This is a genomic window from Streptomyces odontomachicola (assembly GCF_039605595.1).
GTDB lineage: Bacteria > Actinomycetota > Actinomycetes > Streptomycetales > Streptomycetaceae > Streptomyces.
The window spans coordinates 14218-39486 of sequence record NZ_JBCFOK010000023.1; the positions used below are offsets into that span (position 1 = coordinate 14218).

Sequence of the window (25269 nt, forward strand, 5' to 3'; positions counted from 1 at the left end):
ACTACCTTCGGGGCGCGGGGGCTAGCTCACCCAGTTCTTCAGGATCTCCGTGGTCAGGGTGATGCCCACGGGGTCGGGCAGCTCTGCGTCCTCGCCGAAGAGGACTCGGACGATGCGCTTGTACCGGGGGCCGTCCGGCTCGCTGTGCACGACCACTTCGCAGGAGTCCCGGTCGATCAGCAGGTATACCGGGATACCGGCTTCCGCGTACGCGCGCGGCTTCTCCTTGCGGTCGCGGCTGTCGGTGTCGGAGTCGTAAGAGGTGACCTCGACGGTCATGAGGACGGGTGTGGGGTCGGCCCAGTCGCCCTGACCGGCGAAGGAGAACTTCGGCGCCAGGGTGGCGTCGGGACGTGCACAGCCCTTGCGGTAGGCCCCGACCCTCAAGCCTTGTTCCCAGTTGAGCGAGAGGTCGGGCCTGTGCTGCATGCAGATGTGCATGAGCCACTCAAGGATCGTCCCGTGATCGCCGTCTGGCACGACCTTGCCCCCGATTCGTCCGTTCAAGAACTCCAACCTGACGGAATCGGGTGCGGCGGAAGCGATCCGTTCGAACTCTTCCACCGACATCTGAGACTTGGGCTCGGCCATAACCGTCATGCTGCACCCCCCTTCCAGGCGGAAGCCAGTGTGTCCAGCGCGGGCGCGGCGCGGGCCGGATCAGTTCCCGGCTCACTCGTGTGAGTGAGCCGGTGTGGCGTGCCGCGACCCTGGACCAGGTCGTCGAAACACGTACGCCGCCGGGCCGCAGGCCCAAAGGACCCGGGCCCGGCGGCGTTCATGCCGCGGAGCGGACGTTCACAGGAACGAGTTGATCTGGATCGTCTCGTCGCGGCCCGGGCCCACGCCGATCGCGGAGATCGGGGCGCCGGACATGTCCTCCAGGGCGCGGACGTACGCCTGGGCGTTGGCCGGGAGTTCGGCGAAGGTCTTGGCCTTCGTGATGTCCTCGGTCCAGCCCGGCAGGTACTCGTAGACCGGCTTCGCGTGGTGGAAGTCGCTCTGGTTGTTGGGGAGTTCGTCCACGCGCTCGCCGTCGATCTCGTACGCGACGCAGACCGGGATGCGGTCCCAGCCGGTCAGGACGTCGAGCTTGGTGAGGAAGAAGTCCGTGAGGCCGTTGACGCGCGTCGCGTAGCGCGCGATCACCGCGTCGAACCAGCCGCAGCGGCGGTCGCGCCCGGTGGTCACGCCCCGCTCGCCGCCGATGTCGCGCAGCGCCTCGCCGTCCGCGTCGAACAGCTCGGTCGGGAACGGGCCCGCGCCGACGCGGGTCGTGTACGCCTTGAGGATGCCGATCACGCGGTTGATCTTCGTCGGGCCGACGCCCGAGCCGGTGACGGCGCCGCCGGCCGTCGGGTTCGAGGACGTGACGAAGGGGTACGTGCCGTGGTCCACGTCGAGCAGCGTGCCCTGGCCCCCCTCGAAGAGGACGACCTTGTCCTGGTCGATGGCCTGGTTGAGGATCAGGCCGGTGTCGGCCACGTACCCCTTGATCTGCTCGCCGTAGCCCAGGAGCTCCTCGGTGATCTGCTCGGGGCGCACCGCGCGGCGGTTGTAGAGCTTGGCGAGGATCTGGTTCTTGAAGTCGAGGGCCGCCTCGACCTTCTGCCCCAGGATCGACTCGTCGAAGAGGTCCTGGACGCGGATGCCCACGCGGTTGATCTTGTCCGCGTAGGCCGGGCCGATGCCGCGGCCCGTGGTGCCGATCTTGCGCTTACCGAGGAACCGCTCCGTCACCTTGTCGACCTCGGTGTGGTACGGCGTGATCAGGTGAGCGTTACCGCTGATGAGCAGCTTGGACGTGTCGACGCCGCGCTCGTTCAGACCGCTCAGCTCGGAGAGCAGGACCGACGGGTCGACGACGACTCCGTTGCCGATGACCGGTGTGCAGCCGGGGGAGAGGATTCCGGAAGGGAGGAGGTGCAGCGCGTACTTCTGGTCGCCGACGACGACCGTGTGGCCGGCGTTGTTGCCGCCCTGGTAACGCACCACGTAGTCCACGGACCCACCGAGCAGGTCGGTGGCCTTTCCCTTGCCTTCATCACCCCACTGAGCACCGAGCAGCACGAGTGCGGGCACAGGCGTACACCCCTTCCGGGTGGGGCATGTCCCACGTGCGTGGCGCTTTTGCCATCGCAAGAGCCGCGGACCGGTGCCCCGAGATAGCGGAAGCCCCTGGCGCAACAGCGACAGGGGCTCTTGCACCGAGAGGTTACCTGAGAGAGGAACGAGGTGTCGGCTCCAGACCCCACGAGGACCTCCGGTGCTCCGCTGCTGGTGGTCGTTGATCCGGTGGCGAGGGAAGCGGACGGGGAGTCCGTGCGGATCGCCAGGGACGTGCTGTGTGCGGGTGCACCGGGTGCGAAGGTGTGCCTTCCGGAAAGCGCGGAGGAGGCGGCGCGGGTGCTGGCCCGTCGCTGCGGGCCCCGGCGGCCCGTGGTGGTCGGCGACGACGGCGCCCTGCTGCGTGCCGTCCAACTGCTGCACAGGGAACGGGTGCTGGGCGAGGCCGCGCTCTCCCTCGTACCCGTAGGGGACTCCCCCGGCGGGGTGCGGCTCGCGCGCAGCCTCGGGATCCCGGCGGACGCGGTGAGCGCGGCGCGTGCGGCGCTGCGCGGCGCCGAGCGGGCCGTCGACCTGCTGGTGGACGACTGCGGCGGGGTGGTGCTCGGCAGCCTGCGGCTGGCCACGGGCCCCTACGGGGACGGCCGCGGGAACGGCTCCGAGGCGGATTCTCCCTGGCAGCGGGTCTACAGATCGCTGGCCGGTACGGCGCGTGCGCGGGTGCCCCGGCAGCGCATAAGGGTCGAGGCGGACGGCGAGCTGCTGGCCGACTGGGACGTGCCGGTCGAGGAGGTGTCGGTCGCGCCCGACGGCTGCGGCGCGGGCTTCGCCGAGATCGCCGTGCGGGGCGCGCAGCCCCCGGTGCGGAGGGCGCTGGCGCGCCGGATCACCGTGGCGGGCCCCGAGTTCCGCTACCGCGCGGGAGGCGGGGCCGAGTACGGACCCGTACGGGGAGCCCGTACGTGGACGGTGGCGCCGGCGGCCCTGCGGATGATCGTCCCGGGCAACGAGACGCTTTCCCGCCGCGGCGGCGAGTAGCCCGGCGGGGCCGGCCGGCGGTGACAGCGTGCCGGGCCTGGCACGGGGAGCGTGACCGGCGGCTCGCGAGCGGCGAAGGAGCTGAGCGGAAAGCTCACTTCTCCCGCTGCGCGCGCCAGCGCCGCATGAGGTCGTTCAGCTCGGCCTTCATGAAGTCGAAGAAGTCCTGGGTCTCCTGGATGCGGCGGCCCGCCGCTGTGTCGGGGCCGATCTGTTCGGCGCCCGCCGCCAGGGTCGCGTGCCAGCGGGAGAGGAGCTGGTCGCGGTTGGTGAAGGTCTCGTACCAGAGGTCGGCGTGCACGCGGTAGCGCTCGCGGCGCGAGCCCGGCTCGCGCTCCCTGCTGACCATGTGGACCTGGGAGAGGTAGCGGACCGCGCCGGAGATCGCCGCGGGGCTGATCCGCAGCCGCTCGGCCAGCTCCGTGGAGTTGAGCGCGCCCTCCTCGGAGGCGAGGAGGCAGGCGAAGACGCGGGAGGCCATCCGCTGCATCCCGGCCTCGGTCAGATCGGCCGCGAAGCGCTCGACGAACGGGGAGACGTTCTCGTCGTACTCCTTCACCTCGGCCGTCCGCTCCCGGTCTTCGATCGTCCGCTCCCGGTCCTCGGACGCGGGTTCGGCCCTCCGGGGCCCCTGCGCTGCACTCACCGTCTCAGCTTCTCCCTGTTCAGCTCGTCGCTGCCCACGACCCTAACGCTCTAACGCTTTCTTAACTTCACAAATTTGTGAAACGAGCGTAGCTTCACAAGCATGACAACGGCAAGCACGGCCATCGCCGTCTCGGGACTGGTGAAGACCTTCGGCAGGACGCGTGCCCTGGACGGCCTCGACCTGGAGGTGGAGGCCGGCGAGGTGCACGGCTTCCTGGGGCCCAACGGCGCGGGCAAGTCGACCACCATCCGCGTGCTGCTCGGCCTGCTGCGCGCGGACACCGGCAGCGCCAGGCTGCTGGGCAGGGACCCGTGGGACGACGCGGTGGAGCTGCACCGGCGGCTCGCGTACGTACCGGGCGACGTCGAGCTGTGGCCCAACCTCACCGGCGGCGAGGCCATCGACCTGCTCGCGCGCCTGCGCGGCGGGGGCGGAAGCGGCAAGGGCGAGGGCAACGGCGGCATCGACCCCAAGAAGCGCGCCGAGCTGATCGACCGCTTCGACCTGGACCCCACCAAGAAGGGCCGCACCTACTCCAAGGGCAACCGGCAGAAGGTGGCCATCGTCGCGGCGCTCGCCTCGGACGCCGAGCTGCTGCTCCTGGACGAGCCGACCGCGGGGCTCGACCCCCTGATGGAGGTCGTCTTCCAGGACGTGATCACCCAGGCCAAGGCCGCGGGCAGGACCGTGCTGCTCTCCAGCCACATCCTGGCCCAGGTGGAGAAGCTGGCCGACCGCGTCAGCATCATCAGGCTCGGGAAGAACGTGCAGACCGGCACGCTCAGCGAGATGCGGCACCTGACCCGTACGACGGTCGAGGCCGAGACCGAGCGGGTGCCGGAGGGCCTGGACGGGCTGCCCGGCGTGCACAGCGTGCGCACCGACGGGAAGCGCGTGCACTTCGCGGTGGACGGCGAGCATCTGGACGGCGCCGTACGGCACTTGACCTCGCTCGGCATCCGCGGCCTGACCAGCCATCCGCCGACGCTGGAAGAGCTGATGCTGCGGCACTACGGCGACGAGCTCGCCGCCAACGGGCACGGCAACGCCGGGGAGGAGGCCGCGTGATGGCCGCCTCGTCCACCTCCGCCCCGACCGCTGCGGGGACCCGCGCCCCGCGGCCGGCCGAGGAGCGTCCCGGGCCCCGGCACCCCTTCGCCGGCACCGGCGTCCTCGTACGCTTCGGGCTGCGCAGGGACCGGGTGCGGATGCCGGTGTGGATCCTGGCGCTGGTGCTCGGCACGGTGTCCACCGCCAACAGCACCGCGCAGCTCTATCCGCACGCCGCCGACCGCGCCGCGATGGCGAAGACCATCGACAGCCCTGCGGGACTGGCGATGACCGGGCCCGCGCACTTCCTGACCGACTACGACTACGGCGCGATGCTGAGCCACCGCATGATCGGCTTCATGGCCGTGCTGGTCGGGCTCATGAGCGTGCAGCTCGTGGTGCGGCACACCCGGGCCGAAGAGGAGGCCAACCGCGCCGAGCTGGTGCGTTCCACCGTGGTCGGACGGCACGCCACGCTGGCCGCCGCCCTGCTGCTCGCGGTGCTCGCCAACCTCGTACTGGGACTGCTCCTCGCGCTGGGCCTCGGCGGCCTCGGGCTCGCGGGGATCACCTGGGGCGGCTCGCTGGTGTACGGCGCGGCGCACGCCGCGACCGGGCTGGCCTTCGCGGGGGTCGCCGCCGTCACCGTGCAGATCACCGGGCACGCGCGCGCCGCGGCCGGCATGGCGCTCGCCGTGGTCGGCGCCGCCTATGTGCTGCGCGCGGCGGGCGACGTCGGCTCCGGCGCGCTGTCCTGGGCGTCCCCCATCGGCTGGGCGCAGCGCAGCTATCCGTACGTCGACGACCGCTGGTGGCCGCTGCTCCTCGGGGTGCTGCTCGGCGCGGTGACGGCGGCGGCCGGATTCGTGCTGAGCACCCGCAGGGACGTGGGGGCCGGGCTGCGCGCGCAGCGCCCGGGCCCGGCCGCCGCCTCGCCGTTCCTGGGCAGCCCGCTGGGCCTGGCGCTGCGCCTCCAGCGCGGGCTGCTGACCGGCTTCGGTATCGCGGTGTTCGTGCTCGGCGGGATGTACGGATCCATCCTCGGCCAGGTCAAGGACATGCTGGAGAACGTCGACGCGGTGCGGAAGGCGCTCGCGCAGGCGGGCGGTTCGGTCGAGGAGTCCTTCGCCGCCACGGTGATGACCGTGATCGCGGTGGTCGCCGCTGTGTACGTGGTGATCGCGGCGGTGCGGCTGCGCGGCGAGGAGACCGCGGGGCGCGCCGAACCCCTGCTGTCCACCGGCCTGTCCCGCACCCGCTGGGTGCTCGGCCACGTCCTGGTCGCGGCCGTCGGCGGCACCGTCCTGCTGGCCCTCGCCGGCCTCGGCTTCGGCATCGCGGGCGCCGCCTCGGCGGGGAGGGGCGGCCTGGTGCTCTCGCTCACAGGAGCGGCGCTGGCCTACGCGCCGGCGCTGTGGGTGACCGCCGGGGTCGCGGTGCTGCTCTTCGGCTGGCTGCCGGGTGCCGTGCAGGCGGCATGGGCGGTGCCGGTGTACGCGTTCGTCGCGGGCTACCTGGGGCGGATGCTCCGGTTCCCGGGGTGGATGGACAACCTGTCGCCCTTCGGGCACGTGCCCCGACTGCCGTCGCAGGACCTGGACCTGGTGCCGCTCGCCGTGCTCACGCTGCTCGCGGCCGCGCTGGTGGCGGTGGGGCTCGCCGGGTTCGGGCGGCGGGACCTGGACCTCAAGTGAGGGCCGGGCAGACAGGTTTCGGGTGACTCCTCCGCGTGGCTCCTCCGCGCCGCCTCCGTACCGGGCCGCTTCCTAGCGCGGTGCCGGTACGGAGGCGATGCGGCTGTCCTGGAGCGCGGTGAGGCGGCGGACCATGGGGATGGCCAGCAGCGTCGCCGGGATTCCCGTGACGGCCATGAACACCGCGAGGAAGATCCGGCCCACCGCCTCGTCCACGGTGGCGGCGTCGTACCAGCTACTGAAGAAGCCCGCGAAGGCGACGAAGAAGAACGCCAGCCAGAGCGTCCACCAGGCGGTCAGCAGCGGGCGCGACACCTGCGGGTGCGGGGCGCCCGCCGTCAGGCCCGCGCCCTCCGGGGTGGAGGCCGTCCAGATGTCGTTGGCGATCTGCTTCGGCATGAAGAGGTAGCAGACGGGGATGAACCAGCAGCCCAGCGCCATGCCCGCCGGGTAGCGGACCCAACCGGGCGCGAAGCTCTCCGCGTTGAGCCGCATCCGCCAGAACCACCCCAGCCACAGCACCATCACGCACAGGAACAGCGGCCAGCCCAGGAACCGCAGCGCGCGCCCCGCGACGCCCAGGCCGCCGACGCCGCCCTCGGTGTTGAGCGGCGCCTCGGGCTCACGGCTGCTCAGGCTCGACAGCGCCGCCAGGTCCACGATGAGATGCACCGCCAGCCACGCGAGGAACACCCCGAGCACCCAGGTCAGCGGCCCGGCGAGGCTCCGCCCCGAGCGCACGTCCTGCGGTCTGGCGGGACCGGCCTGCGCGAGGCCGGGAGCCGCCATGCCGTGACTGGCCATGCCGGGCGGCGGGGTGCCGGGGGCCGGGACGGATCCCGGCGGCGGGGTGCCCCCTGGACCGCCGATGCCCCCGGGGCCTCCGGGCGGCGGCGTACCGCCGGGCCCCGCGAATCCTGCGGGCGGTCCCGGCGGGAATCCGCCCTGGTACGGGGCGGGGGCCGGGGGGCCGTACGCGCCGGCCGGTGCGCCGAACCCCGGGTGCGGGGTGCCGTGGCCGCCCGGAGCGTGGGCCGTTCCCGGGGCGCCCGTCGGGGCCGCGGGGCCGAACCCGGCTGCCGCGCCCGTGCCTTCGGCGTTCGCCGCCAGCCCGCCGAACGAGCCCGTCGCGCCCTCGGGGTCCTCGCTGTCCAGCAACTGCACGGCGTGCCGCCCCAGTTCGGCCAGGACCTCCCCCGGCAGCCAGGCGCCGCCGGCCAGCGCGCCGTCCAGCCCCTCGGCGAGCTCGTCGACCGCGGGGCGGCCCTCCGGGTCCTTGGTGAGGCAGGCGGTGATGAGCTCCAGCAGCGCGCCGTCCACGCCGCCGAGGTCGGGGTCCTCCTCGGCGATGCGGAAGAGCAGCGCGTGGATGCCGCTGTCCTGGGTGCCGAAGGGCATCCGCCCCGTCGCCGCGTACGCCAGCACCGCGCCCAGGCAGAACACGTCGCTCGCCGGCGTCACCGGCTGCCCGCGCACCTGCTCGGGCGACATGAACCCGGGCGAGCCCACCAGGCCGCCGGTCGAGGTCAGTCCGCCGCCCGACTGCACGGCGCTGTCCAGCGCCCGCGCGATCCCGAAGTCGATGACCCGCGGGCCGTCGATGGTGATCAGCACGTTGGAGGGCTTGAGGTCGCGGTGCACGAGCCCGGCGCCGTGCACCGCGCGCAGCGCCTGCACCAGGCCCGAGGCGAGCGCGAGTGCCGAGCGCCGGGGCAGCGGTCCGTACTGCTCCTCCACGATCCGGGTGAGGGAGGGGCCCGCGACATAGCCGGTCGCGACCCAGGGCGTGGCCGCCTCGGTGTCGGCGTCCAGCACCGGGGCCGTCCACTCGCCGCCGACCTTCCGCGCCGCGTTGACCTCCAGCGCGAACCGCTTGCGGAAGTCGGACTGGCGGGCCAGCTCGGCGCGTACGACCTTCACGGCGACCGTGCGGCCGCGGTCCGAACGTGCCAGGTAGACGCGGCCCATCCCGCCCTCGCCGAGACGGCTCAGCAGTCTGTACCCGCCGATCCAGCGTGGGTCCTCGGCATTCAGCGGCTCCACGTGGGCGACTCCCCCCGGCGGTGGCTCAGCGATGGTTGTCCCCCGAGGATAGGCGTGCGGGTGTGTACGCGTGCGGCGGGGGAGAACCCTGTGGCGATCCGCGGACACGCCGACGGGACCTCAAATGCCCCAGTCGTGACCGTTAACGGTCAGGGGAGGTCGCGTTAACCTCCCACTCCCTACCTTCATCTGCATGGAATCGATCGGACAGCTCCTCGCCCACCTGGTGCTCGACCTGGCCGCGGTGTCGGTGCTCACCTTCGGCGTCTACTACCCGCGGCACCGCCGCCGGGACCTCGTACCCGCCTACCTGGCCCTGAACGTCGCGCTGTTCTCGGTGGTCGCCGCCCTCGCACGGGTCGGCGGGAACGGCGGACTGGCCCTGGGGTTCGGGCTGTTCGGCGTGCTGTCGATGATCAGGCTGCGCTCCGAGTCGATCCAGAACGAGGAAGTGGCGTACTACTTCACCACCCTGGTGCTGGGCCTGCTGGCCGGGCTCCCGCACCTGCCGCTGTGGCTGTCCGCCGCACTCTGCGCGATCCCGCTGGCCGTGGTGTACGCGGCTGACCACCCGCGGCTCTTCGCGCGCACCGGACGCTCCGTCGTCACCTTCGACGCGGCGGTCACGGAACCCCCGGACGTTGAGGCTTATATACGGAAGCACTTGGGGGAACCTTTGTCCTGGAAGGTCCAAGAAGTCGACTACGTACGCGACCTCGTGGTCGTGGATGTCCGCTACCGCTCGCTGGAGGCCGCCGCATGACCGCCCCCGCCGTCCGCGCCATCGGCCGCGCCGCACTGGCCGCGCACCCCATCGGCCTGCCCGACGTCCTGGCCCGCGCCTCCCTCCTCGCCCGGTACGACCGCGCCTACCTGGTGCCGGCCCGCGCCTTCCTGGAGTTCGCCGGTGAGCTGACCGACCCGCACCGTGCCGATCCGTTCCGCGCCCTGTCCATCGACGGGCGCAGGTGGTTCAACTACCACTCGGTGTATTACGACACCGTCGGCCTGCGGGCGTATCACGACCACCGCCAGGAGCGCCGCCACCGCTTCAAGATCCGTGAGCGGCTGTACGCGGACTCCGGCGAGCGGCAGTTCGAGCTGAAGCTGAAGAGCGGCAGGGGCGAGACGGTCAAGTTCCGCCAGCCGCTGGAGGGTTCGGCGCTGGGCGAGAAGCCGGCCGGATTCCTGGCGAAGACCCTGCGCAGGGAGTACGGGATCGAGGCGCCCACCGGGCTGACCCCCTCCCTCGTCACCGAGTACCAGCGGCTGACCCTCGTCGCCGACGGCCAGCGCATCACCTGCGACGCCGGGCTGGTGTGCAGGGACGGCGCGGACCGGGACCTCTCGGTGCGCGGCGCGAGCGACTTCGTGCTGGTGGAGACCAAGTCGACCGGCCATCTGACCGAGGCCGACCGGCTGCTGCACCGGATGGGCTTCCGGCCCGCCGACTTCACCAAGTACGCGGCGCTGGCCGCGCTCCGCCCCGCGCTCCCCGGCAACCGCTGGCGCCGCGCTCTGCGCACGGCGTTCCCCGCGCTGCCGGCGACGGTGGCGGCGGGCTGACCGCCAGGGGCTGAGCGCCGGGCCTCGTACGGGGTTCAGCTCCGCGCGGCGGGGGTCTCCTTCCCGGAGGCCCCCGTTTCGCGCTGCGAGGCCCCGGTCTCGCGTGCGTCCCCGTTGTCGCGGAACGCCCACCCCATGCGCGGCTCGACCGCGAAGCGGAACACCCTGCGCACCGGCGGCGTGCACAGCAGCGTGACCGCGCACGCGGCCAGCACCGTGATCACGGCGATGCCCCACGGCGTGTGCACCCACGCGGCGCCGAACCAGCCCCACGCCTCGGGCCCCTTGATCACGAAGCCGTGCAGCAGGAAGCCGTACAGGGTGCCCGCGCCCAGCGCAGAGAACCACATGCCGCGGCGCGGCACCACGGCGAGGAAGGCCGCCGTGAGCACGAGCGAGCAGCCGTACATCGCGAAGGTCATCACGAGCCCCGCCCACCAGGGAGCGCCCAGCTCCTGCGCGCTCTCGCGGTGGTAGAACCACACCTCGTTCATGTGCTCCGCCGCCCAGTAGGCGAAGCCGGCGGCCGCCACCAGCACCGGTACGGCGATCTGCCGGGCCCTGCGGGTGCGCAGCCGGTCGAAGTGGCGGGGGCGCAGGAACAGACCGGTCACGAAGAACGGCAGGAACTGGAGCACCCGCTGCATGTCCAGGTCGTCGCCGATGTCGGGGGACACCGTGGCGAGCGCCGCGACGGCCAGCGAGAGCGGGACGGGCCAGCGCACGACCTTCCACAGCGGGGTGGTCAGCCGCCAGACGAACAGCGCCACCAGGAACCAGGTCAGCCACCACGGATCGAGCAGCGCGACGGGCTGACCCGGATCGCCGCCGGTCACCCGCTCGAAGCCGGTGTAGGCGAGCTTGAACAGCACATAGGGCACGGCCACCCCGGTGACCAGCTTCCGGAGCTGCTGCGGCGTCGCCTCGAAACTCCGCGAGAAATAGCCGGAGATCACGATGAACGCCGGCATGTGGAAGGCGTACACGAAGAGATAGAGCGCGGAGACGGTGTGCGAACCGTCCTTGACCGGCTCCCAGGCGTGGCCGATCGCCACCAGCACGATGGCCAGGTACTTCGCGTTGTCGAAGAAGGGATCGCGCCGCTTCGCCGCGGGGTCCCGCGGGCGGCCGTGCTCCCGCGTCTCCGGCGCGGCCCGCCGCGATGCGGCCTCCGGCAGCGTGGCGTGGAACATCGGCCTCACTGTAGTTGCCTGCGTGTGCCACGGATTTGCTGCGAAGGGCCCGTACGCAGGTTCTCAGCCGATTCTCACCCGTTTCTCATACGGGCTTGCTCCGTACGGCCGCGCCTCGTGACCCCGCCCGTACGGAGCCTCAGCCGGCCCCCTGGTGGCTCTCCCGGTGGCCCTCCGGCCGGAACGCGCACCGCACGCACGCGCCCTTGCCCCCGGGGCCCGCGCCCAGCCGCACGCCGCCGCCGACCGACTCCGCGGTGCGGCGCGCGATGTCCAGGCCGAGGCCCGTCGAGCCCGCGCCGCTCGTGCCGCGCTCGGCGAAGCCGCCCTCGGGGAAGCCGGGGCCCTCGTCGGCGACGGCCAGCTCGCCCTCGTCGGTGACGCTCACCCGCAGGGCGGCGCCCTCAGGGGTGTGGTCGAGGACGTTGCCGATCAGCGCGTCCAGCACCGCGCTCAGCTCCTCGTCGGAGACCGGCACGGGCACGGCGTGCTCCGGCACCTTCACCTCGACCTCGCGGCCCTGGTCCTCGGCCAACGGGGCCCAGAAGTCCGCGCGTTCGCGCGCCACGGCCGCCAGGTCGCCGCGCTCGCTGCCCGGTTCGGCGCCGGCCCGCCTGGCCGTGCGGATCACGTCGTCCACGCTGCGCTCCAGCGCCGCGACGCTCGCGCCGATCCTGGCCGCCTCCTCCTGGTCCCGCAGGCCCTCCGCGTCCAGCCGCAGCGCGGCCACCGGCGTACGCAGCCGATGCGCCACATCAGCCGCGCGCTCCCGCTCGGCCTCCATCAGCACCCCGATGCGCTCGCCGAGCTCGTTGAGCCTGCCCGCCACGAGCTTGAGCTCCGGCGGGCCCAGCGGTTCGGCGCGGGCCTCCAGGTCGCCGCCGGCCAGCCGGTCGGCCACTCCCGCGAGGCGGCGGGTCGAGCGTACGAGACGCGCCGCGAGCCGGTCGGCGAAGGCCAGGCCGAGCAGGATCAGCGCGACCCCGAGCCCCGCGACGGCGAGCCAGGAGGGCAGCACACCGGCGTGCAACTGCTGCTCGCTGACCGAGACCTGGACGATCGCGGGCCGCCCCGTGCCGCCGGACGACGTGCTCTGCCCGCTCTTCCCCGGACCGCCCAGCACCGGCACCATCACCACCCGGCCGCCCGACTCGGGCGCGTAGGTGAACGCCCGCCCGCGCTGCGCGAGCTGCCGCGCCTCCGCGCTCACTCCCTGCGGCTTGCTGCCGAGCACCGTTCCGCTCGGCAGCACCACCGAAGTGCGGGGCTGGTCCGTGCCGTTGAGGCCGTCGAGGACGCCGCGGATCACCTCGTCGCCGTCCCGGCCCGAATCGCCGCCCGCGCCGCCGTTCTGTCCGCCGGGGGTTCCCGCGCCCGGCCCCGTACCGCTGCTTCCCGTACCGCCGCCGAGCGCTCCCGCGACCACTGCGGCGACCGACTGGCCGCGCTCGGTCGCGTCGGTCATCGCGCGGTCCTCGGCGTGGCTGCGGGTCAGCAGCCCCAGCGGGATCAGCAGCACCGCGAGCACCACGGCGGTGGTCGCGCCGGTCAGCAGGAGGAGGCGGCTACGCATCGGTGCCGCCCAGCGCGTCGGTGTCTCCCGCGCTCCCGCCGGTGCCCCCGCCGCTCTCCCCGCCGCCCTCGCCGCTCCCGTCCGTGGCCTCGTCCTCCTCGCCGGGCGCCGCCAGCTTCACGCCGACCGTCCGTACGGTGTGCAGATAGCGCGGCTGCTGCGCCGTCTCCCCCAACTTGCGGCGCAGCCAGGACAGATGCACGTCCACCGTCTTGTCGGCCCCGCCCAGCGGCTGCTGCCACACCTCGGCCAGCAGCTCGCGGCGCGAGACCACCTGGCCCTTCCTGCGGGCCAGGAAGCAGAGCAGGTCGAACTCGCGGGGCGTCAGCTCCAGTTGCCCGCCGTCCAGGGTCACCTCGCGGGCCGAGGGCGCCACGGTGAGCCCGCCCACCCTGATCGGGGCCTCGGGCTCGGCCTCGGTGCCGCCCTTGCCGAGCCGCCGCAGCACCGCCTTGACCCGCGCGTCGAGCTGGGCCGCGCCGAAGGGCTTGACGATGTAGTCGTCGGCGCCGTCGCCGAGCACCGCGACGATCTCCCCCTCCTCGTCCCGCGCCGTGGCGACGATCACCGGCACCTGGCTGACCGCGCGCAGCATCCGCAGCACCCGCGCGCCGTCCACGTCCGGCAGCCCGAGGTCGAGCACCACGAGGTCGGGCTTGTGCGTGACGGCGGCGTCCAGGCCCTCCATCCCGGTGGAGGCGGTGGCCACCGCGTGGCCGCGGTCGCGCAGCGCCCGGATCAGGGCGCCGCGGAGCTGAGGATCGTCCTCGACGACCAGAAGGTGCGACATGCCTGTCACGTTAGCCATGCCGTTCACCGCCCTGTCACCCGCGTCCCGCCCTCTGCCAGCGCTTTTGTGGGGGCCTTAACCGGGCGTTAGGAGACGCACCGGCAGACTGGCCGCATGCCAGCCTCAGCAGAAGACCACGGCGGGGACCCCGCGGCGCGGCCCGGCGACGGCCCCGCGGCGCAGCCCGGCGAGGACCCCGTCGCCCGGAGCCGCCGCCGTCGCCGCACCGCGCTGACCGCGGGCGCCTGGGTGGCCTCCGTCGTGGTGGCCGGGGTGCTCGGCGCGTGGTCGTTCGCGCACGCCGAGCCCGGCGGCCGGTACGAGCGCCCCAAGCCCCTCGGCGACGCGGCCGTACGCCACGAACTGGTCCAGGAGAAGCAGCGCGCGGCCCGCGGCGAGGGCGCCATGGGATCGGGTGAAAGCACTAAATCCCCTCAAAGCGGTCAGAGTTCCGGAGCCTCCTCCGGCACACCCTTCGTGGGCCCCGCCGTCACCGTCCGCTTCCCCGGCGGCGCCGGCACCGCATCGGTCCGCTGCGAGCGGCACGTCGAGGAGGACGACGGCAGGAAGAAGACCGAGGAACAGGTGCGGCTGCTGAGCGTGATCCCGGCCGAGGGATACAGCGTCGACGACGTCGACCACGGGCCCGACAAGGCGGTCAAGGCCGAGCTGGAACCGGCCGACGACGACGCCGACGACCTCACCGTGGCCGTACGCTGCGCCGATGGGAAACCCCACACCTCTGTCGTACCGGAGGACGGGGACGACGACTGATCTCTACCCTGGGGTGGTCCGCCCAGGGTCCGGTGCGGACACGAAGCGAGTGAACTGAGGTATGACAGTGACTACGCAACCAGCCGGGATCGCCGCCGACCCCGAGGCGGGCAAGGCCGTCAAGGCGAAGGACCGCGCGCACGTCTTCCACTCCTGGTCTGCGCAGGGCCTCATCGACCCGCTCCCCATCGCGGGCGGCGAGGGCTCCTACTTCTGGGACTACGACGGCAACCGCTATCTCGACTTCGCCTCCCAGCTGGTCAACACCAACATCGGCCACCAGCACCCGAAGGTCGTCGCGGCCATCCAGGAGCAGGCGGGGCGCATGTGCACCCTGGCGCCCGGTTTCGCCGTCGACGTGCGCGCCGAGGCCGCGCGGCTCGTCGCCGAGCGCACCCCGGGCGACCTGAACAAGATCTTCTGGACCAACGGCGGCGCCGAGGCCGTGGAGCACGCGGTGCGCATGGCCCGCGTGCACACCGGCCGCAACAAGGTGCTGAGCGCCTACCGCTCGTACCACGGCGCCACCGGCACCGCCATCAACATCACCGGCGACGCGCGGCGTTGGCCCTCCGACAACGGCACGGCGGGCACCGCGCACTTCTTCGGCCCGCACACCTACCGCTCGCCCTTCTACTCCGAGAACGACGAGCAGGAGACCGAGCGCGCCCTCGCGCACCTCGACCAGACCATCGCCTCCGAGGGCCCCGGCACGGTCGCCGCGGTGATCCTGGAGTCCGTGGTCGGCACCGCCGGCATCCTCGTGCCGCCGCCCGGCTACCTCCAGGGCGTCCGCGAGATCTGCGACAAGTACGGCGTCGTCTTCATCCTGGACGAGGTCATGGCCGGCTTCGGGCGCACCGGCAAGTGGTTCGCCGCCGACCACTTCGACGTCACGCCCGACCTGATCACCTTCGCCAAGGGCGTCAACTCCGGCTATGTGCCGCTCGGCGGCGTCGCCATCTCCGGCGCCATTGCCGAAACCTTCGAGCAGCGCCCCTACCCGGGCGGCCTCACCTACTCCGGGCACCCGCTGGCCTGCGGTTCCGCCGTCGCCACCATCAACACGATGGCGGAGGAGGGCATCGTCGAAAACGCCGCGCACATCGGCGAGACGGTCATCGGCCCCGCCCTCCGCGAGATGGCCGAGCGCCACCCCTCGGTGGGCGAGGTGCGCGGCCTGGGCGTCTTCTGGGCGCTCGACCTCGTACGCGACAAGGCCACCCGCGAGCCGCTGGTCCCCCAGGGCGCGAGCGGCGAGGCCAACAAGCCGATGGCGGACTTCGCGGCGGCCTGCAAGCGCGGCGGCGTGTGGCCCTTCGTGAACGCCAACCGCACCCACGTCGTGCCCCCGTGCACCATCAGCGAGGCCGAGGCCAAGGAGGGCCTGGCGGTCCTCGACGAGGCGCTGAGCGCGGCCGACGCGTACACCGTCGGCGGCTGACGCGCGGGACACGGAACGGCGGAACGGGCCGACGATGATCCAACGCAGCACCCTGCGCGCACAGGTCGCCACCGCACTGCGCGACGAGATCCTGGCCGGACGCCTGCCGACCGGCAGGGACTTCACCGTGAAGGAGATCGCCGAGCAGTACGGGGTCTCCGCCACGCCCGTGCGCGAGGCACTGGTGGACCTCTCCGCGCAGGGGCTGCTGGACGTGGAGCAGCACAAGGGCTTCCGCGTGCACGAGTTCACGCTCGCCGACTACCGCGCCATGGTCGAGGCCAGGAAGCTCGTCTACGACGGCCTCTTCCACGGCGCCGAGGACGGCGTGCTGCCCGCTCCGCGTGCCGGGGCCTCCCCTGAGGCCCCGGCGTCGGTCCGCCGCCGCGCCGACGCCGCCCGCAGGGCGGCGCTGGCCGGCGACGTCGACGTGCTGATCGGCTACGACCTGCGCTACTGGCGCGAGTTGAGCGGCCTGCTCAGCAACCCCTACGTCTGCGACTTCCTGGACAGGCTGCGCGTGCAGTGCTGGGTGTTCACGGTGCCCTGGCTGCGCGGCACCGAGCGCCTCGCGGGGCGCCTGTGGAGCGGCCACAGGGAGCTCGCCGACGCCGTGCACGAGCGCGACGCCCGCGCGGCCCACCGCATCGTGGACGGCTACAACCGGCACGCGCTGGAACTGGTGGAGAACTGCGGGATGCGGGAAGACTCAGGCCGATGACGGGCCGATGCGGACCGGGGGAGCACCCCGCGAAACGGTGAGGCACCGGCGCGACGGCGCCGCGCACCGCACTGTGTTCGTACGGTGAAGTCCGCATTACGCTGGCCCGTCCGACCCGACGACGTCTTCGCCCGCGACCCCGCGACCCGCTACCCGGGACATCCCGAGGATGGAGCCACTCTTGGCGTGTGATCTCTGGCTGGTACCCCTCGTCGACGTGCTGTGCCACAGCCCCGACAACCCCTTCGCCGAGGAGATCGCCGCGTACGACAAGGCCCTCACCGAGGCGGGCCTGCCGCCGGTCCCCGTGCATGCGTACATGCCGGGCCTGGTGGGCGATGTCGCACCGGCAGCCGGATTCGACTACGAGGCGCTGCACTTCCTGCGCCGCGCCTACCTGCTCCAGCTCTGCGGCCTGGAGGTCACCCCCGTCGACGAACTCGGGGGCGACTACCAGCAGTTGCTGGAGATGTTCGACGCCACGGCCCGCCAGTCGCACCTGGTGTGGCACTACGACCACGCGGGCGCCTACGTGCCGCTGGACTTCCCCGCGCCGCTGGGCACCGAGGAGCTCATGGAGGGCGGCGGCCCGCTCGGCTCCTCGCACGGGCTGCTGCGCGAACTGGAGGCGGTGGCCCCTGTCCTGGGCATCGACCCCTCCAACCCGCCGGCCACACCCGAGCCCCCGCGGCGCCCCACCGACCTGGAGGAGCCCGCCGCGCTGCCGCCCGGATACGGCGACGGGCCCTTCGGACGGGAACGCCATGTCTGGCTCGGCCTGCACGCCGCGGCCACCCGCAGCCTGGCGCAGGGCTCGATGATCGTCTTCAGCTGACCGCCGGCCGCCGAGTCCCCGTACGGGGCCTTCTCGTACGGGGCTTCGTACGGGGACTCAGCGCGGGCCCTCCGGGGGGCGCTGGCGGGGCATGCTCGGGCGGGCGCCGGGCGGCAGCGTGAACCGCGGGGCGCCGTTCGGGCTGGACCCGTGCTCCTCGCCCGACGGGCTGCGCCGCGCTCCCGTCCACACCGTCTGCTGGACCCGCAGCGGCGCCGCGCCGCCCGGCGCGAACTCGACCATCCAGTCGGCCGTTTCGGACCGCACGATCTCGGTCACGTCGTCGGCGAACCGCCGCAGCACCCCCAGGCACCGCTCGGCCGCCTCGCCCGCCGTGCCCTCGGTGGGGCCCAGCACCTCGCGGATGCTCTCGCACGCCCAGTCGTACTGCAGCGCCTCGAGCCGCCGCTGCACGGCCTGCGCCGTCGCCACGTCCCGCATCCATCCCGAGGTCAGCCCGAAATACCGGTCCACGCCCGTGCACACGACGGCGCCGAGCACCGCCGCATACCCCCAGGCCAGGAACCCGCCGCCGTGTCCGGCGCCCGCCGTGCCGGTGAGCTCCAGCACCGGGAGCAGCGCGGCGAACCCGGCGCACGCGGCCGTGCCGGCCCGCAGCGTGCGCGCCGCGCGGCGCTTCCACACCCGGTCGGCGAGATACCACTCGACCATTCGCAGCGCGCCGTCCTCGACCCACTGATACAGCTCGTCCAGCCGCTCGGCGGGCTCGCCCCAGTCGCCGTGCGGGAAAGCGCGGCCCAGCAGGTCCCCGCTTCCGGCACCGGCCTTTCGCGAGGCCCCTTCGGGCCGCATTTCCGGCTGACTCACCCGCCACTCCCTACAACAGGCCGCTTGCCCCGAGCGGTCTCCCGACCTCATCGGAAAGTCCTTCCTACCCGTCCAAAGCGGCCCAGTGGCCTTGCTTCGGGGATTTCCCGCTCAAAAGTGGTCGCCGGTCAGGCAGAACACCGTTACGCCCCTCACTCGAAAGTGGCCCGACACGGCACGGGAGCCACCCGGACGCCCGCACCACCGGGCCCCCGCACCTGGTCACGGGCCCGAACTCGCCGCCCCACCGGCCGCGTTGGCGACGGGGAGCACGGTGCCGCGAGCGGCACCTTCGGAACCGTACATCCGCCACATTCCACCGATACACGAAATCCGACGTAACCCGCCGTAAACCCGAGCACACATCCCGGTCCGTTCCGGTACGCCGCGGCCGGCGCGGCGTGCTCCCCGGCCCCGGGGCGGGAGGTGGCGGTGCGCCCCGAGGGCGTCGATAGGGTGACGGCGTGAGGATTCTGGTCATCGGCGGCGGCGCCCGCGAACACGCCCTGTGCCGCTCTCTTTCGCTCGACCCCGAGGTCACGGCGCTGCACTGCGCGCCGGGCAACGCCGGCATCGCCGAGGTGGCGACGGCGCACTCCGTCGACGCGCTGGACGGCGAGGCGGTCGCCGCGCTCGCGCTCTCCGACGACGTGCGCGCCGACCTCGTCGTGATCGGCCCCGAGGCCCCGCTGGTCGCGGGCGTCGCGGACGCCGTGCGCGCCGCCGGGATCCCGGTGTTCGGGCCCTCGGCCGAGGCCGCGCGCCTGGAGGGCTCGAAGGCGTTCGCCAAGGACGTCATGGCCGCCGCCGGGGTGCCCACCGCGCGCAGCTATGTGTGCACCACCCCGGACGAGGTGGACGCCGCGCTGGACGCCTTCGGTCCCCCGTACGTGGTCAAGGACGACGGACTGGCCGCCGGCAAGGGCGTCATCGTGACCGGCGAGCTGAAGGAGGCCCGCGACCACGCGCTGGCCTGCCTGGCGCAGGGCGGCGGGGACGGCGGGGGCCGCGCGGTCATCGAGGAGTTCCTCGACGGGCCCGAGGTCTCGCTGTTCGCCGTGACCGACGGCGAGACCGTCGTACCGCTGCGCCCCGCGCAGGACTTCAAGCGCGCGTACGACGCCGACGAGGGCCCCAACACCGGCGGAATGGGCGCCTATTCGCCGCTCCCGTGGGCCTCTCCCGAGCTGGTGGGGGAGATCGAGCGCACCGTGCTGCGCCCGACCGTCGACGAACTGCGCCGCCGCGGAACGCCCTTCTCCGGCCTGCTGTACGCCGGGCTCGCGATCACCTCGAGGGGTGTGCGGGTCATCGAGTTCAACGCCCGCTTCGGCGACCCGGAGACCCAGGCCGTGCTGGCCCGCCTCAAGACCCCGCTCTCCGGGCTGCTGCACGCCTCGGCCACCTCGCGCCTCGCCGAACTCCCGCCGCTGCGCTGGAGCGAGGACGCCGCGGTCACCGTCGTGGTCGCCGCGCACAACTACCCCGGCACGCCCCGCAAGGGCGACGTGATCGAGGGCCTGGACGCGGTGGCCGAGCAGGACGGGCCCGACGCGTATGTGCTGCACGCGGGCACCGCGCTGGACTCCGAGGGGCGCGTCGTCAGCTCGGGCGGGCGCGTGCTGTCGGTCACCGCGACGGGCCCGGACCTCGGCGCGGCCCGCGAGCGCGCGTACGCCGCCGTCGGCCGCATCCGCCTGGACGGCTCGCACCACCGCACCGACATCGCGGCACGCGCGGCGGAAGAGGCGGCGGCACAGGCGGCGGCACAGGAGGCGGAAGGCTCCGCCGACCAGCGCTCCTGACGCGGCACCGCGAGCACCCGTACGCGGGGGACGTACCGGGCCCTGACCGGGTCCGGTACGCAGGCCGTCCACCTGGGCACTCGCATAACGGGCACCCCGTACACCCCCTCCTGACGCAAGACCTCTCCCCAAAGCCATTCCATCGGGTGACCGGCTCCCGGTACTGCTGACGCCGCCTGTGCCCCCAACTAGGGTTCCGCGCAAGTCGGATGAGCAGGGTCCGTCGAGCAGTGCCCGAGGCCGTGCGCCGCTCCGTCGGCCGGCTCTGCGCAATTGCGCTGTCGGTGCTCGGTGCCACAGTGGGGAGAGCCGGAATGCCCGGGACTCCGGGGGCCGGAAGCCCGGTTCCGGGACGTCGTTTGGGGGTGAGGGAGCTCGTGGTTGGCCAGGAGGCAGACGCGCGGTCGGCCCGCGCACACGCGCTGGCGGTGCTGCGCATCCGCGGCACCGCGCTGGGCGCCGCGCTGCTGCCCGCCGCGGTCGCCGTGGTGCTCGCCGTCGGCGCGGGCACGGGGCGCATCGGCCCCGGCTGGGACGGCGTCCGCTGGGCGGTGACCGCGCTCGCCGTGCTGGTGCTGGTGCCCGCGGTCGCGGTGGCCGCCGTGGTGGTGCGGGCCAGGCCCGCCGTGTCCCCCACGGTCGCGATCGAGGAGCGCGACGCACCTGATCTGTACAGCCTGGTGCGCGACCTGGCCGACCGCCTCGGCGTCCCCGCGCCCTCCGCGATCGCCCTGACCCCGGACTGCGACAGCTGGCTCGAGGACCGCACCCATCCGGCCCAGCAGACCGAGCGGCACGCGCACCGCACCCACGACACCGGGGGCCGCTCGGCCCCCGTCCTGGTGATCGGCTCGCCCTTCCTGTGGTGGATGAGGATCGCCGAGCTGCGCGCGCTCCTCGCCCCCGTCGTCGCGGGCACCGGGCCCTCGGCGCACCCCGACATAGCGGCGGCCCGCCGGTTCGTGCGCGGCCTGGACGCCGCCGTCGCCGTGGGCGAGCGCGCCGCGCCCCCGCTCCGGCCCGTGCTCGGCCTCGTCGGCCGCGCGGCACGGCAGCTTCTCCGCTCCGCTGGCCCGCACGCCGCCGAGATGGAGCGCGGGGTCGCCGCGGCCGCCTCGGCGCGGGCGCACGGCGTGGACCACGGGCTGCGCGCGGTCGCCCAGGAGCAGGTCGGCCTGGCGTATGCGGGCTGGGACAGGCTGCTCACCCGCGTCGCGCTGCCCGCCTGGCGCATCGGCCGCTGGCCCGCGCGGCTGGACGCGGGCGTGGTCTCCGCGCTGACCGAGCTCTCCCGGCGCGACCGGCTCGCCGAGGGCTTCGCCTCACGGCTGGGCGAGCGCCCCGCCTGCGACCTGCTGGAGGAGCCGGGCGAGATGGACGCCTCGGTCTCGCTGCTGGCCGCCCGGGTCTGCCTCGGCACCGAGGACTTCGGCCCCGACTGGTCGCCCGTCGACTGGTCGGCCTATCCGGAGGAGGTCGTGGACCGCATCTGGCGCATGGAGGCGGCCCGCCTCTTCGAGGCCCTGGACGCGACGGAGGAGACCGCCCAGGACACCTCCGTACGAGGTCCGTCACCCGCCCCGGAGGCGGCGTTCGCGCCGGAAGCGGCGTATGTGCCGGACACCGCTCACGACTCCGACGCGGAGGAGAGCGGCCCCCCTGGCGACGCCGACGGCCTGTGCGGGCCGACCCTGGCGCGGGTGATGGAGCGGCTGACCGGGGACGGCGGCCGCACCGACGCGCTGGCCGCGCGGATCAGTTCGGCCGCCGCCCGCGACGAGGCGCGCGGCCCGGTCCCCACGGCCACCGGCGCCCCCGCCGGCAGTCCGTACATACCGGGCGGCGACGCCCCCGCCATGGGCCTCCCGCTCCAGCCCCCGCGCACCGGCCGGGAGTTGATGGCCGACCACATCACCGCGGCCGTGTGCTGCGCCGCCGTGGACACAGCGGGCGCGGCCCCGGGCCTCGACTGGCTGGACGGCCCGGCGCTTCTGCTCGGCGGGGAGCGCAAGGCGGAGCTCACGCGCCCCGTGCTGGACCTCGTCGAGGACGGTGACGCGCAGCCGCTGCGCGACTGGCTCGCCGAGGTCGGGGTCCGCGCCGACAAGCCGGTGCGCCTGGTCTGAGGAGCCGGGACCCCGTCCGGCACCCCGGCGGGAGAGGGCGCGAAGTGCCGCAGATGGCCACGCCGTTGGCAGAACCGCTCAGGAAATAACGACGAACGGTGACGACATGCTCGCTACATGTGATGTCCTGGGATGCCTGAACGGCCTCGCACACGGAGGACTCGCACACGGAGGGGCACCGCGCTGACCGAGGGAGGGACGCGACAGTGACCAGGGCGACGAAGGAGACGGAGCCGATCAGGCGCTGGGAGCCCGGGACCCTCGCGCACGCCGTGACCGATCCGTTCGGCCAGGGCCCGCTGCCCTGGCTGCGCGGCGGCGAGCACTACTTCGACAACGGCCGCGTCATCCCCTGGTATGTGGGCGACGCCGACCTGGACCAGCTCATCCCGGCGCAGCGCATCCGGCACACGCCCAACTCGGCCCTGCGCACCCCGGACGACGAGCGCTGCCAGATCAAGGGCTTCGCGGCGCACGGCGGCGGCGTACTCCCGGGCGAGTCACTGGACTTCAGGATCACGGTCAATCCGCCCCAGCCCTTCGGCGTCGACGTCTACCGCATCGGTCACTACGGCGGGGAGGGCGCAGCCAAGGTCAGCACCAGCCCGCGGCTCTCCGGCATCGTGCAGCCGCCCCCGCTCACCGCAGGCCGCACCGTCTCCTGCCACAACTGGTGGCTCTCCTGGCGGCTGCATATCCCGGAGTTCTGGACGCCCGGCGCCCATGTCGCGGTGCTCACCACCGCCGAGGGATACCGCTCGCACATCCCGTTCACGGTCCGCAGCAACGACCCCGCCGACCTGCTGCTCCTGATGCCGGACATCACGTGGCAGGCGTACAACCTCTTCCCCGAGGACGGCCACACCGGCGCCAGCCTCTATCACGCGTGGGACGAGGACGGGCGGCTGCTGGGTGAGCCGGACGCCGCGACCACGGTCTCCTTCGACCGCCCGTATGCGGGCGCGGGACTCCCGCTGCACGTGGGCCACGCCTACGACGTGGTGCGCTGGGCCGAGCGGTACGGCTACGACCTCGCGTTCGCCGACGCCCGCGACCTGCACGCGGGGCGCATCGACACGACGCAGTACCGCGGCCTGGTCTTCCCCGGCCACGACGAGTACTGGACGGTGCCCATGCGCCAGGCCGTCGAAAAGGCCAGGGACAACGGCACCTCGCTGGTCTTCCTCTCGGCCAACACCATGTACTGGCAGGTCGACTTGGACGCCCTCCCCTCCGGCGCCCCCGACCGCCTGCTCTCCTGCCGCAAGCGCCGCGGCCCCGGCCGCGCGGCGCTCTGGCGCGACCAGGGCGAGCCCGAGCAGGCCCTGCTCGGCATCCAGTACGCCGGCCGCGTCCCCGAGCCGCACCCCCTCGTGGTCCGCAACGCCGACCACTGGCTGTGGGAGGCCACCGGCGCGACCGAGGGCGACGAGCTGCCGGGCCTGCTCGCGGGGGAGGCCGACCGGTATTTCCCGCGCACCTGCCTGCCCGAGCACACCGCCAGGGTGCTCCTCGCCCACTCGCCGTACGAGGACGAGCGCGGCTCCCGCCGCCACCAGGAGACCTCGCTCTACCGCGCGCGCTCCGGCGCCTATGTCTTCGCCTCCGGCACCTTCGCCTGGTCACCCGCGCTGGACCGTCCTGGCCACATCGATCCCCGCGTCCAGCGCGCCACAGCCAACCTCCTCGACCGGATCTGCACCCGCGTCTGAGACCACCGGCCGCGAGACCGCCGACCGGGAGATCGCCGGCTGCGAGACCGCCGACCGCGAGATCACCGGCCGCGAGACCGCCGGCCCACCGGATCACCGGCCCACCGGATCACCGGTCCACCGGATCACCGGCCCACCGGATACCGGACCACCGGCCCCGGACCCTCGCGTTCCGAGGCGCCGCAGGCCAGGGCGCGGAAGGGGCGTACGGGCGGCTGCGGGGCGCATGCGGGCGCCGCCCCCTCGTACGGAAGAATCAGTGGCTCGACCGTTCGGTTTGGACCGTAACCCCCGGAGGAGCTGTGTCGGGATTCGTGGAAAAGCCCGAGCCCGTGGAGGTGCCGGGTCTCGTGCACCTGCACACGGGCAAGGTGCGCGACCTGTACCGGAACGAGGCCGGTGACCTCGTCATGGTCGCCAGCGACCGCACGTCCGCGTACGACTGGGTGCTGCCGACCGAGATCCCGGACAAGGGCCGGATCCTCACCCAGCTCTCCCTGTGGTGGTTCGAGCAGCTCGCCGACATCGTGCCGCACCACGTGATCAGCACCGAGGTCCCGGAGGGCGCGCCCGCCGACTGGGAGGGGCGGACCATGGTGTGCCGCCCGCTGAGCATGGTCCCCGTCGAGTGCGTCGCCCGCGGCTACCTCACGGGCTCCGGGCTCAAGGAGTACGAGCAGACCCGCACGGTCTGCGGCCTCGCGCTCCCCGAGGGGCTCACCGACGGCTCCGAGCTGCCCGGCGTGCTGTTCACCCCGGCCACCAAGGCCGAGGTCGGCGAGCACGACGAGAACGTGAGCTACGAGGAGGTCGCCCGCAGGGTCGGCCCCGACACCGCGGCGCTGCTGCGCCAGTGCACGGTCGCGATCTACCAGCGGGCCCGTGACATCGCGCGGGAGCGCGGCATCATCCTCGCGGACACCAAGTTCGAGTTCGGCTTCGCCGAGAGCGGCGACCTGGAGGGCCAACTCGTCCTCGCCGACGAGGTGCTGACCCCCGACTCCTCCCGCTTCTGGCCCGCCGACCAGTGGCAGCCGGGCCGCGCCCAGCCCTCCTTCGACAAGCAGTTCGTACGCGACTGGCTGTCAGGTCCCGAGTCCGGCTGGGACCGGAACGGCGAGCAGCCCCCGCCGCCCCTCCCGCAGGAGATCGTCGAGGCCACCCGCGCCAAGTACGCGGAGGCGTACCGCCTGCTGACCGGCGTCGAGTGGCGCTGACCACACACACGGAGAAGGGCCCCGGTCGATGACCGGGGCCCTTCTCCGTTGCTTCCGCTGAGCGGACGACGAGGCTCGAACTCGCGACCTCAACCTTGGCAAGGTTGCGCTCTACCAACTGAGCTACGTCCGCCTGCCGCACAT

At 73.3% G+C, this 25269-nt stretch carries 21 protein-coding genes and 1 tRNA gene; 13 read left to right on the forward strand and 9 right to left on the reverse strand.

From position 1 onward, the window contains the following. Positions 1-21: 21 nt before the first annotated feature. Together ABEE00_RS31980 and ABEE00_RS31985 are read right to left on the reverse strand one after the other, a co-directional pair. On the reverse strand, positions 22-600 hold the full coding sequence (locus ABEE00_RS31980; protein WP_345749270.1) for a Uma2 family endonuclease: 579 nt from the start codon (positions 598-600) through the stop codon (positions 22-24). Positions 601-798: 198 nt separating this feature from the next. Then, the gene (locus ABEE00_RS31985) at positions 799-2082 is read right to left on the reverse strand and encodes an adenylosuccinate synthase (RefSeq protein ID WP_345749271.1); all 1284 of its coding nucleotides are present in this window, start codon (positions 2080-2082) and stop codon (positions 799-801) included. A 153-nt stretch (positions 2083-2235) separates the two neighbouring features. Between ABEE00_RS31985 and ABEE00_RS31990 the strand changes: the two genes are divergently transcribed. Beyond that, positions 2236-3105: a diacylglycerol kinase family protein gene (locus tag ABEE00_RS31990; protein WP_345749272.1), complete on the forward strand. Its 870-nt coding sequence runs from the start codon at positions 2236-2238 to the stop codon at positions 3103-3105. A gap of 94 nt (positions 3106-3199) precedes the next feature. On the opposite strand, the gene ABEE00_RS31995 is transcribed toward ABEE00_RS31990, so the two are convergent. Next, positions 3200-3751: a GbsR/MarR family transcriptional regulator gene (locus ABEE00_RS31995; RefSeq protein ID WP_451918715.1), complete on the reverse strand. Its 552-nt coding sequence runs from the start codon at positions 3749-3751 to the stop codon at positions 3200-3202. A 102-nt stretch (positions 3752-3853) separates the two neighbouring features. On the opposite strand from ABEE00_RS31995, the gene ABEE00_RS32000 reads away from it, so the two are divergent. Both ABEE00_RS32000 and ABEE00_RS32005 read left to right on the forward strand, forming a co-directional pair. Next, positions 3854-4822, forward strand: coding sequence for an ABC transporter ATP-binding protein (locus ABEE00_RS32000; RefSeq protein WP_345749273.1), 969 nt, complete (start codon positions 3854-3856; stop codon positions 4820-4822). Further along, positions 4822-6498, forward strand: coding sequence for an ABC transporter permease (locus ABEE00_RS32005; protein ID WP_451918716.1), 1677 nt, complete (start codon positions 4822-4824; stop codon positions 6496-6498). Before ABEE00_RS32000 ends, ABEE00_RS32005 begins: the two co-directional genes overlap by 1 nt. Before the next feature lie 72 nt (positions 6499-6570). On the opposite strand, the gene ABEE00_RS32010 is transcribed toward ABEE00_RS32005, so the two are convergent. After that, entirely contained in the window at positions 6571-8541 is a 1971-nt protein-coding gene (locus tag ABEE00_RS32010) for a protein kinase domain-containing protein (RefSeq protein ID WP_345749274.1), read from the reverse strand. A 193-nt stretch (positions 8542-8734) separates the two neighbouring features. On the opposite strand from ABEE00_RS32010, the gene ABEE00_RS32015 reads away from it, so the two are divergent. Both ABEE00_RS32015 and ABEE00_RS32020 read left to right on the forward strand, forming a co-directional pair. Then, positions 8735-9304, forward strand: coding sequence for a DUF4956 domain-containing protein (locus ABEE00_RS32015; RefSeq protein WP_345749275.1), 570 nt, complete (start codon positions 8735-8737; stop codon positions 9302-9304). Continuing rightward, positions 9301-10107 (forward strand): VTC domain-containing protein, encoded by an 807-nt coding sequence (locus ABEE00_RS32020; RefSeq protein ID WP_345749276.1) that lies wholly within the window; start codon positions 9301-9303, stop codon positions 10105-10107. Before ABEE00_RS32015 ends, ABEE00_RS32020 begins: the two co-directional genes overlap by 4 nt. 35 nt (positions 10108-10142) lie before the next feature. On the opposite strand, the gene ABEE00_RS32025 is transcribed toward ABEE00_RS32020, so the two are convergent. The 3 genes from ABEE00_RS32025 to ABEE00_RS32035 form a co-directional block, all read right to left on the reverse strand. Continuing rightward, positions 10143-11300: an acyltransferase family protein gene (locus tag ABEE00_RS32025; protein ID WP_345749277.1), complete on the reverse strand. Its 1158-nt coding sequence runs from the start codon at positions 11298-11300 to the stop codon at positions 10143-10145. Between the two features lie 139 nt (positions 11301-11439). Then, on the reverse strand, positions 11440-12873 hold the full coding sequence (locus ABEE00_RS32030) for a sensor histidine kinase (RefSeq protein WP_345749278.1): 1434 nt from the start codon (positions 12871-12873) through the stop codon (positions 11440-11442). Beyond that, entirely contained in the window at positions 12866-13663 is a 798-nt protein-coding gene (locus ABEE00_RS32035) for a response regulator transcription factor (RefSeq protein ID WP_345749279.1), read from the reverse strand. The genes ABEE00_RS32030 and ABEE00_RS32035 overlap by 8 nt, the downstream gene beginning before the upstream one ends. Before the next feature lie 114 nt (positions 13664-13777). Here ABEE00_RS32035 and ABEE00_RS32040 point away from each other — a divergent pair, with 114 nt between their 5' ends. From ABEE00_RS32040 to ABEE00_RS32055, 4 genes are all read left to right on the forward strand, one after another. Next, entirely contained in the window at positions 13778-14437 is a 660-nt protein-coding gene (locus ABEE00_RS32040; RefSeq protein WP_345749280.1) for a hypothetical protein, read from the forward strand. A 61-nt stretch (positions 14438-14498) separates the two neighbouring features. After that, positions 14499-15881 (forward strand): aspartate aminotransferase family protein, encoded by a 1383-nt coding sequence (locus tag ABEE00_RS32045; protein WP_451918717.1) that lies wholly within the window; start codon positions 14499-14501, stop codon positions 15879-15881. A gap of 34 nt (positions 15882-15915) precedes the next feature. Further along, a complete protein-coding gene (locus ABEE00_RS32050) occupies positions 15916-16602 on the forward strand; it encodes a GntR family transcriptional regulator (protein WP_345749282.1) in 687 nt (228 codons plus the stop codon). 181 nt (positions 16603-16783) lie between these two features. Then, the gene (locus ABEE00_RS32055) at positions 16784-17437 is read left to right on the forward strand and encodes a hypothetical protein (RefSeq protein WP_345749283.1); all 654 of its coding nucleotides are present in this window, start codon (positions 16784-16786) and stop codon (positions 17435-17437) included. A gap of 57 nt (positions 17438-17494) precedes the next feature. On the opposite strand, the gene ABEE00_RS32060 is transcribed toward ABEE00_RS32055, so the two are convergent. Continuing rightward, positions 17495-18265, reverse strand: coding sequence for an SLATT domain-containing protein (locus ABEE00_RS32060; protein ID WP_345749284.1), 771 nt, complete (start codon positions 18263-18265; stop codon positions 17495-17497). A 464-nt stretch (positions 18266-18729) separates the two neighbouring features. Here ABEE00_RS32060 and purD point away from each other — a divergent pair, with 464 nt between their 5' ends. The 4 genes from purD to ABEE00_RS32080 all read left to right on the forward strand — a co-directional run bounded on the left by purD (position 18730) and on the right by ABEE00_RS32080 (position 25125). Then, positions 18730-20070, forward strand: a complete 1341-nt coding sequence (gene purD, locus ABEE00_RS32065) for a phosphoribosylamine--glycine ligase (RefSeq protein WP_345749285.1) — start codon at positions 18730-18732, stop codon at positions 20068-20070. A 365-nt stretch (positions 20071-20435) separates the two neighbouring features. After that, positions 20436-22196: a hypothetical protein gene (locus tag ABEE00_RS32070; protein ID WP_345749286.1), complete on the forward strand. Its 1761-nt coding sequence runs from the start codon at positions 20436-20438 to the stop codon at positions 22194-22196. 206 nt (positions 22197-22402) lie between these two features. Beyond that, positions 22403-23908 carry a N,N-dimethylformamidase beta subunit family domain-containing protein gene (locus ABEE00_RS32075; protein ID WP_345749287.1) on the forward strand — a complete coding sequence of 502 codons (1506 nt, stop codon included), beginning with the start codon at positions 22403-22405 and terminating at the stop codon, positions 23906-23908. 302 nt (positions 23909-24210) lie between these two features. Next, the gene (locus tag ABEE00_RS32080) at positions 24211-25125 is read left to right on the forward strand and encodes a phosphoribosylaminoimidazolesuccinocarboxamide synthase (RefSeq protein ID WP_345749288.1); all 915 of its coding nucleotides are present in this window, start codon (positions 24211-24213) and stop codon (positions 25123-25125) included. A gap of 60 nt (positions 25126-25185) precedes the next feature. Here ABEE00_RS32080 and ABEE00_RS32085 read toward each other — a convergent pair. Continuing rightward, a tRNA-Gly gene (locus tag ABEE00_RS32085) sits at positions 25186-25258 on the reverse strand. Positions 25259-25269 lie beyond the last annotated feature (11 nt).

Bases quoted from the DNA above. Each gene is read 5' to 3' on its own strand.
- ABEE00_RS31980 (WP_345749270.1), bottom strand. From the start codon at position 600: ATGACGGTTATGGCCGAGCCCAAGTCTCAGATGTCGGTGGAAGAGTTC.
- ABEE00_RS32000 (WP_345749273.1), top strand. From the start codon at position 3,854: ATGACAACGGCAAGCACGGCCATCGCCGTCTCGGGACTGGTGAAGACC.
- ABEE00_RS32005 (WP_451918716.1), top strand. From the start codon at position 4,822: ATGGCCGCCTCGTCCACCTCCGCCCCGACCGCTGCGGGGACCCGCGCC.
- ABEE00_RS32015 (WP_345749275.1), top strand. From the start codon at position 8,735: ATGGAATCGATCGGACAGCTCCTCGCCCACCTGGTGCTCGACCTGGCC.
- ABEE00_RS32020 (WP_345749276.1), top strand. From the start codon at position 9,301: ATGACCGCCCCCGCCGTCCGCGCCATCGGCCGCGCCGCACTGGCCGCG.
- ABEE00_RS32025 (WP_345749277.1), bottom strand. From the start codon at position 11,300: ATGTTCCACGCCACGCTGCCGGAGGCCGCATCGCGGCGGGCCGCGCCG.
- ABEE00_RS32030 (WP_345749278.1), bottom strand. From the start codon at position 12,873: ATGCGTAGCCGCCTCCTCCTGCTGACCGGCGCGACCACCGCCGTGGTG.
- ABEE00_RS32035 (WP_345749279.1), bottom strand. From the start codon at position 13,663: ATGTCGCACCTTCTGGTCGTCGAGGACGATCCTCAGCTCCGCGGCGCC.
- ABEE00_RS32040 (WP_345749280.1), top strand. From the start codon at position 13,778: ATGCCAGCCTCAGCAGAAGACCACGGCGGGGACCCCGCGGCGCGGCCC.
- ABEE00_RS32045 (WP_451918717.1), top strand. From the start codon at position 14,499: ATGACAGTGACTACGCAACCAGCCGGGATCGCCGCCGACCCCGAGGCG.
- ABEE00_RS32050 (WP_345749282.1), top strand. From the start codon at position 15,916: ATGATCCAACGCAGCACCCTGCGCGCACAGGTCGCCACCGCACTGCGC.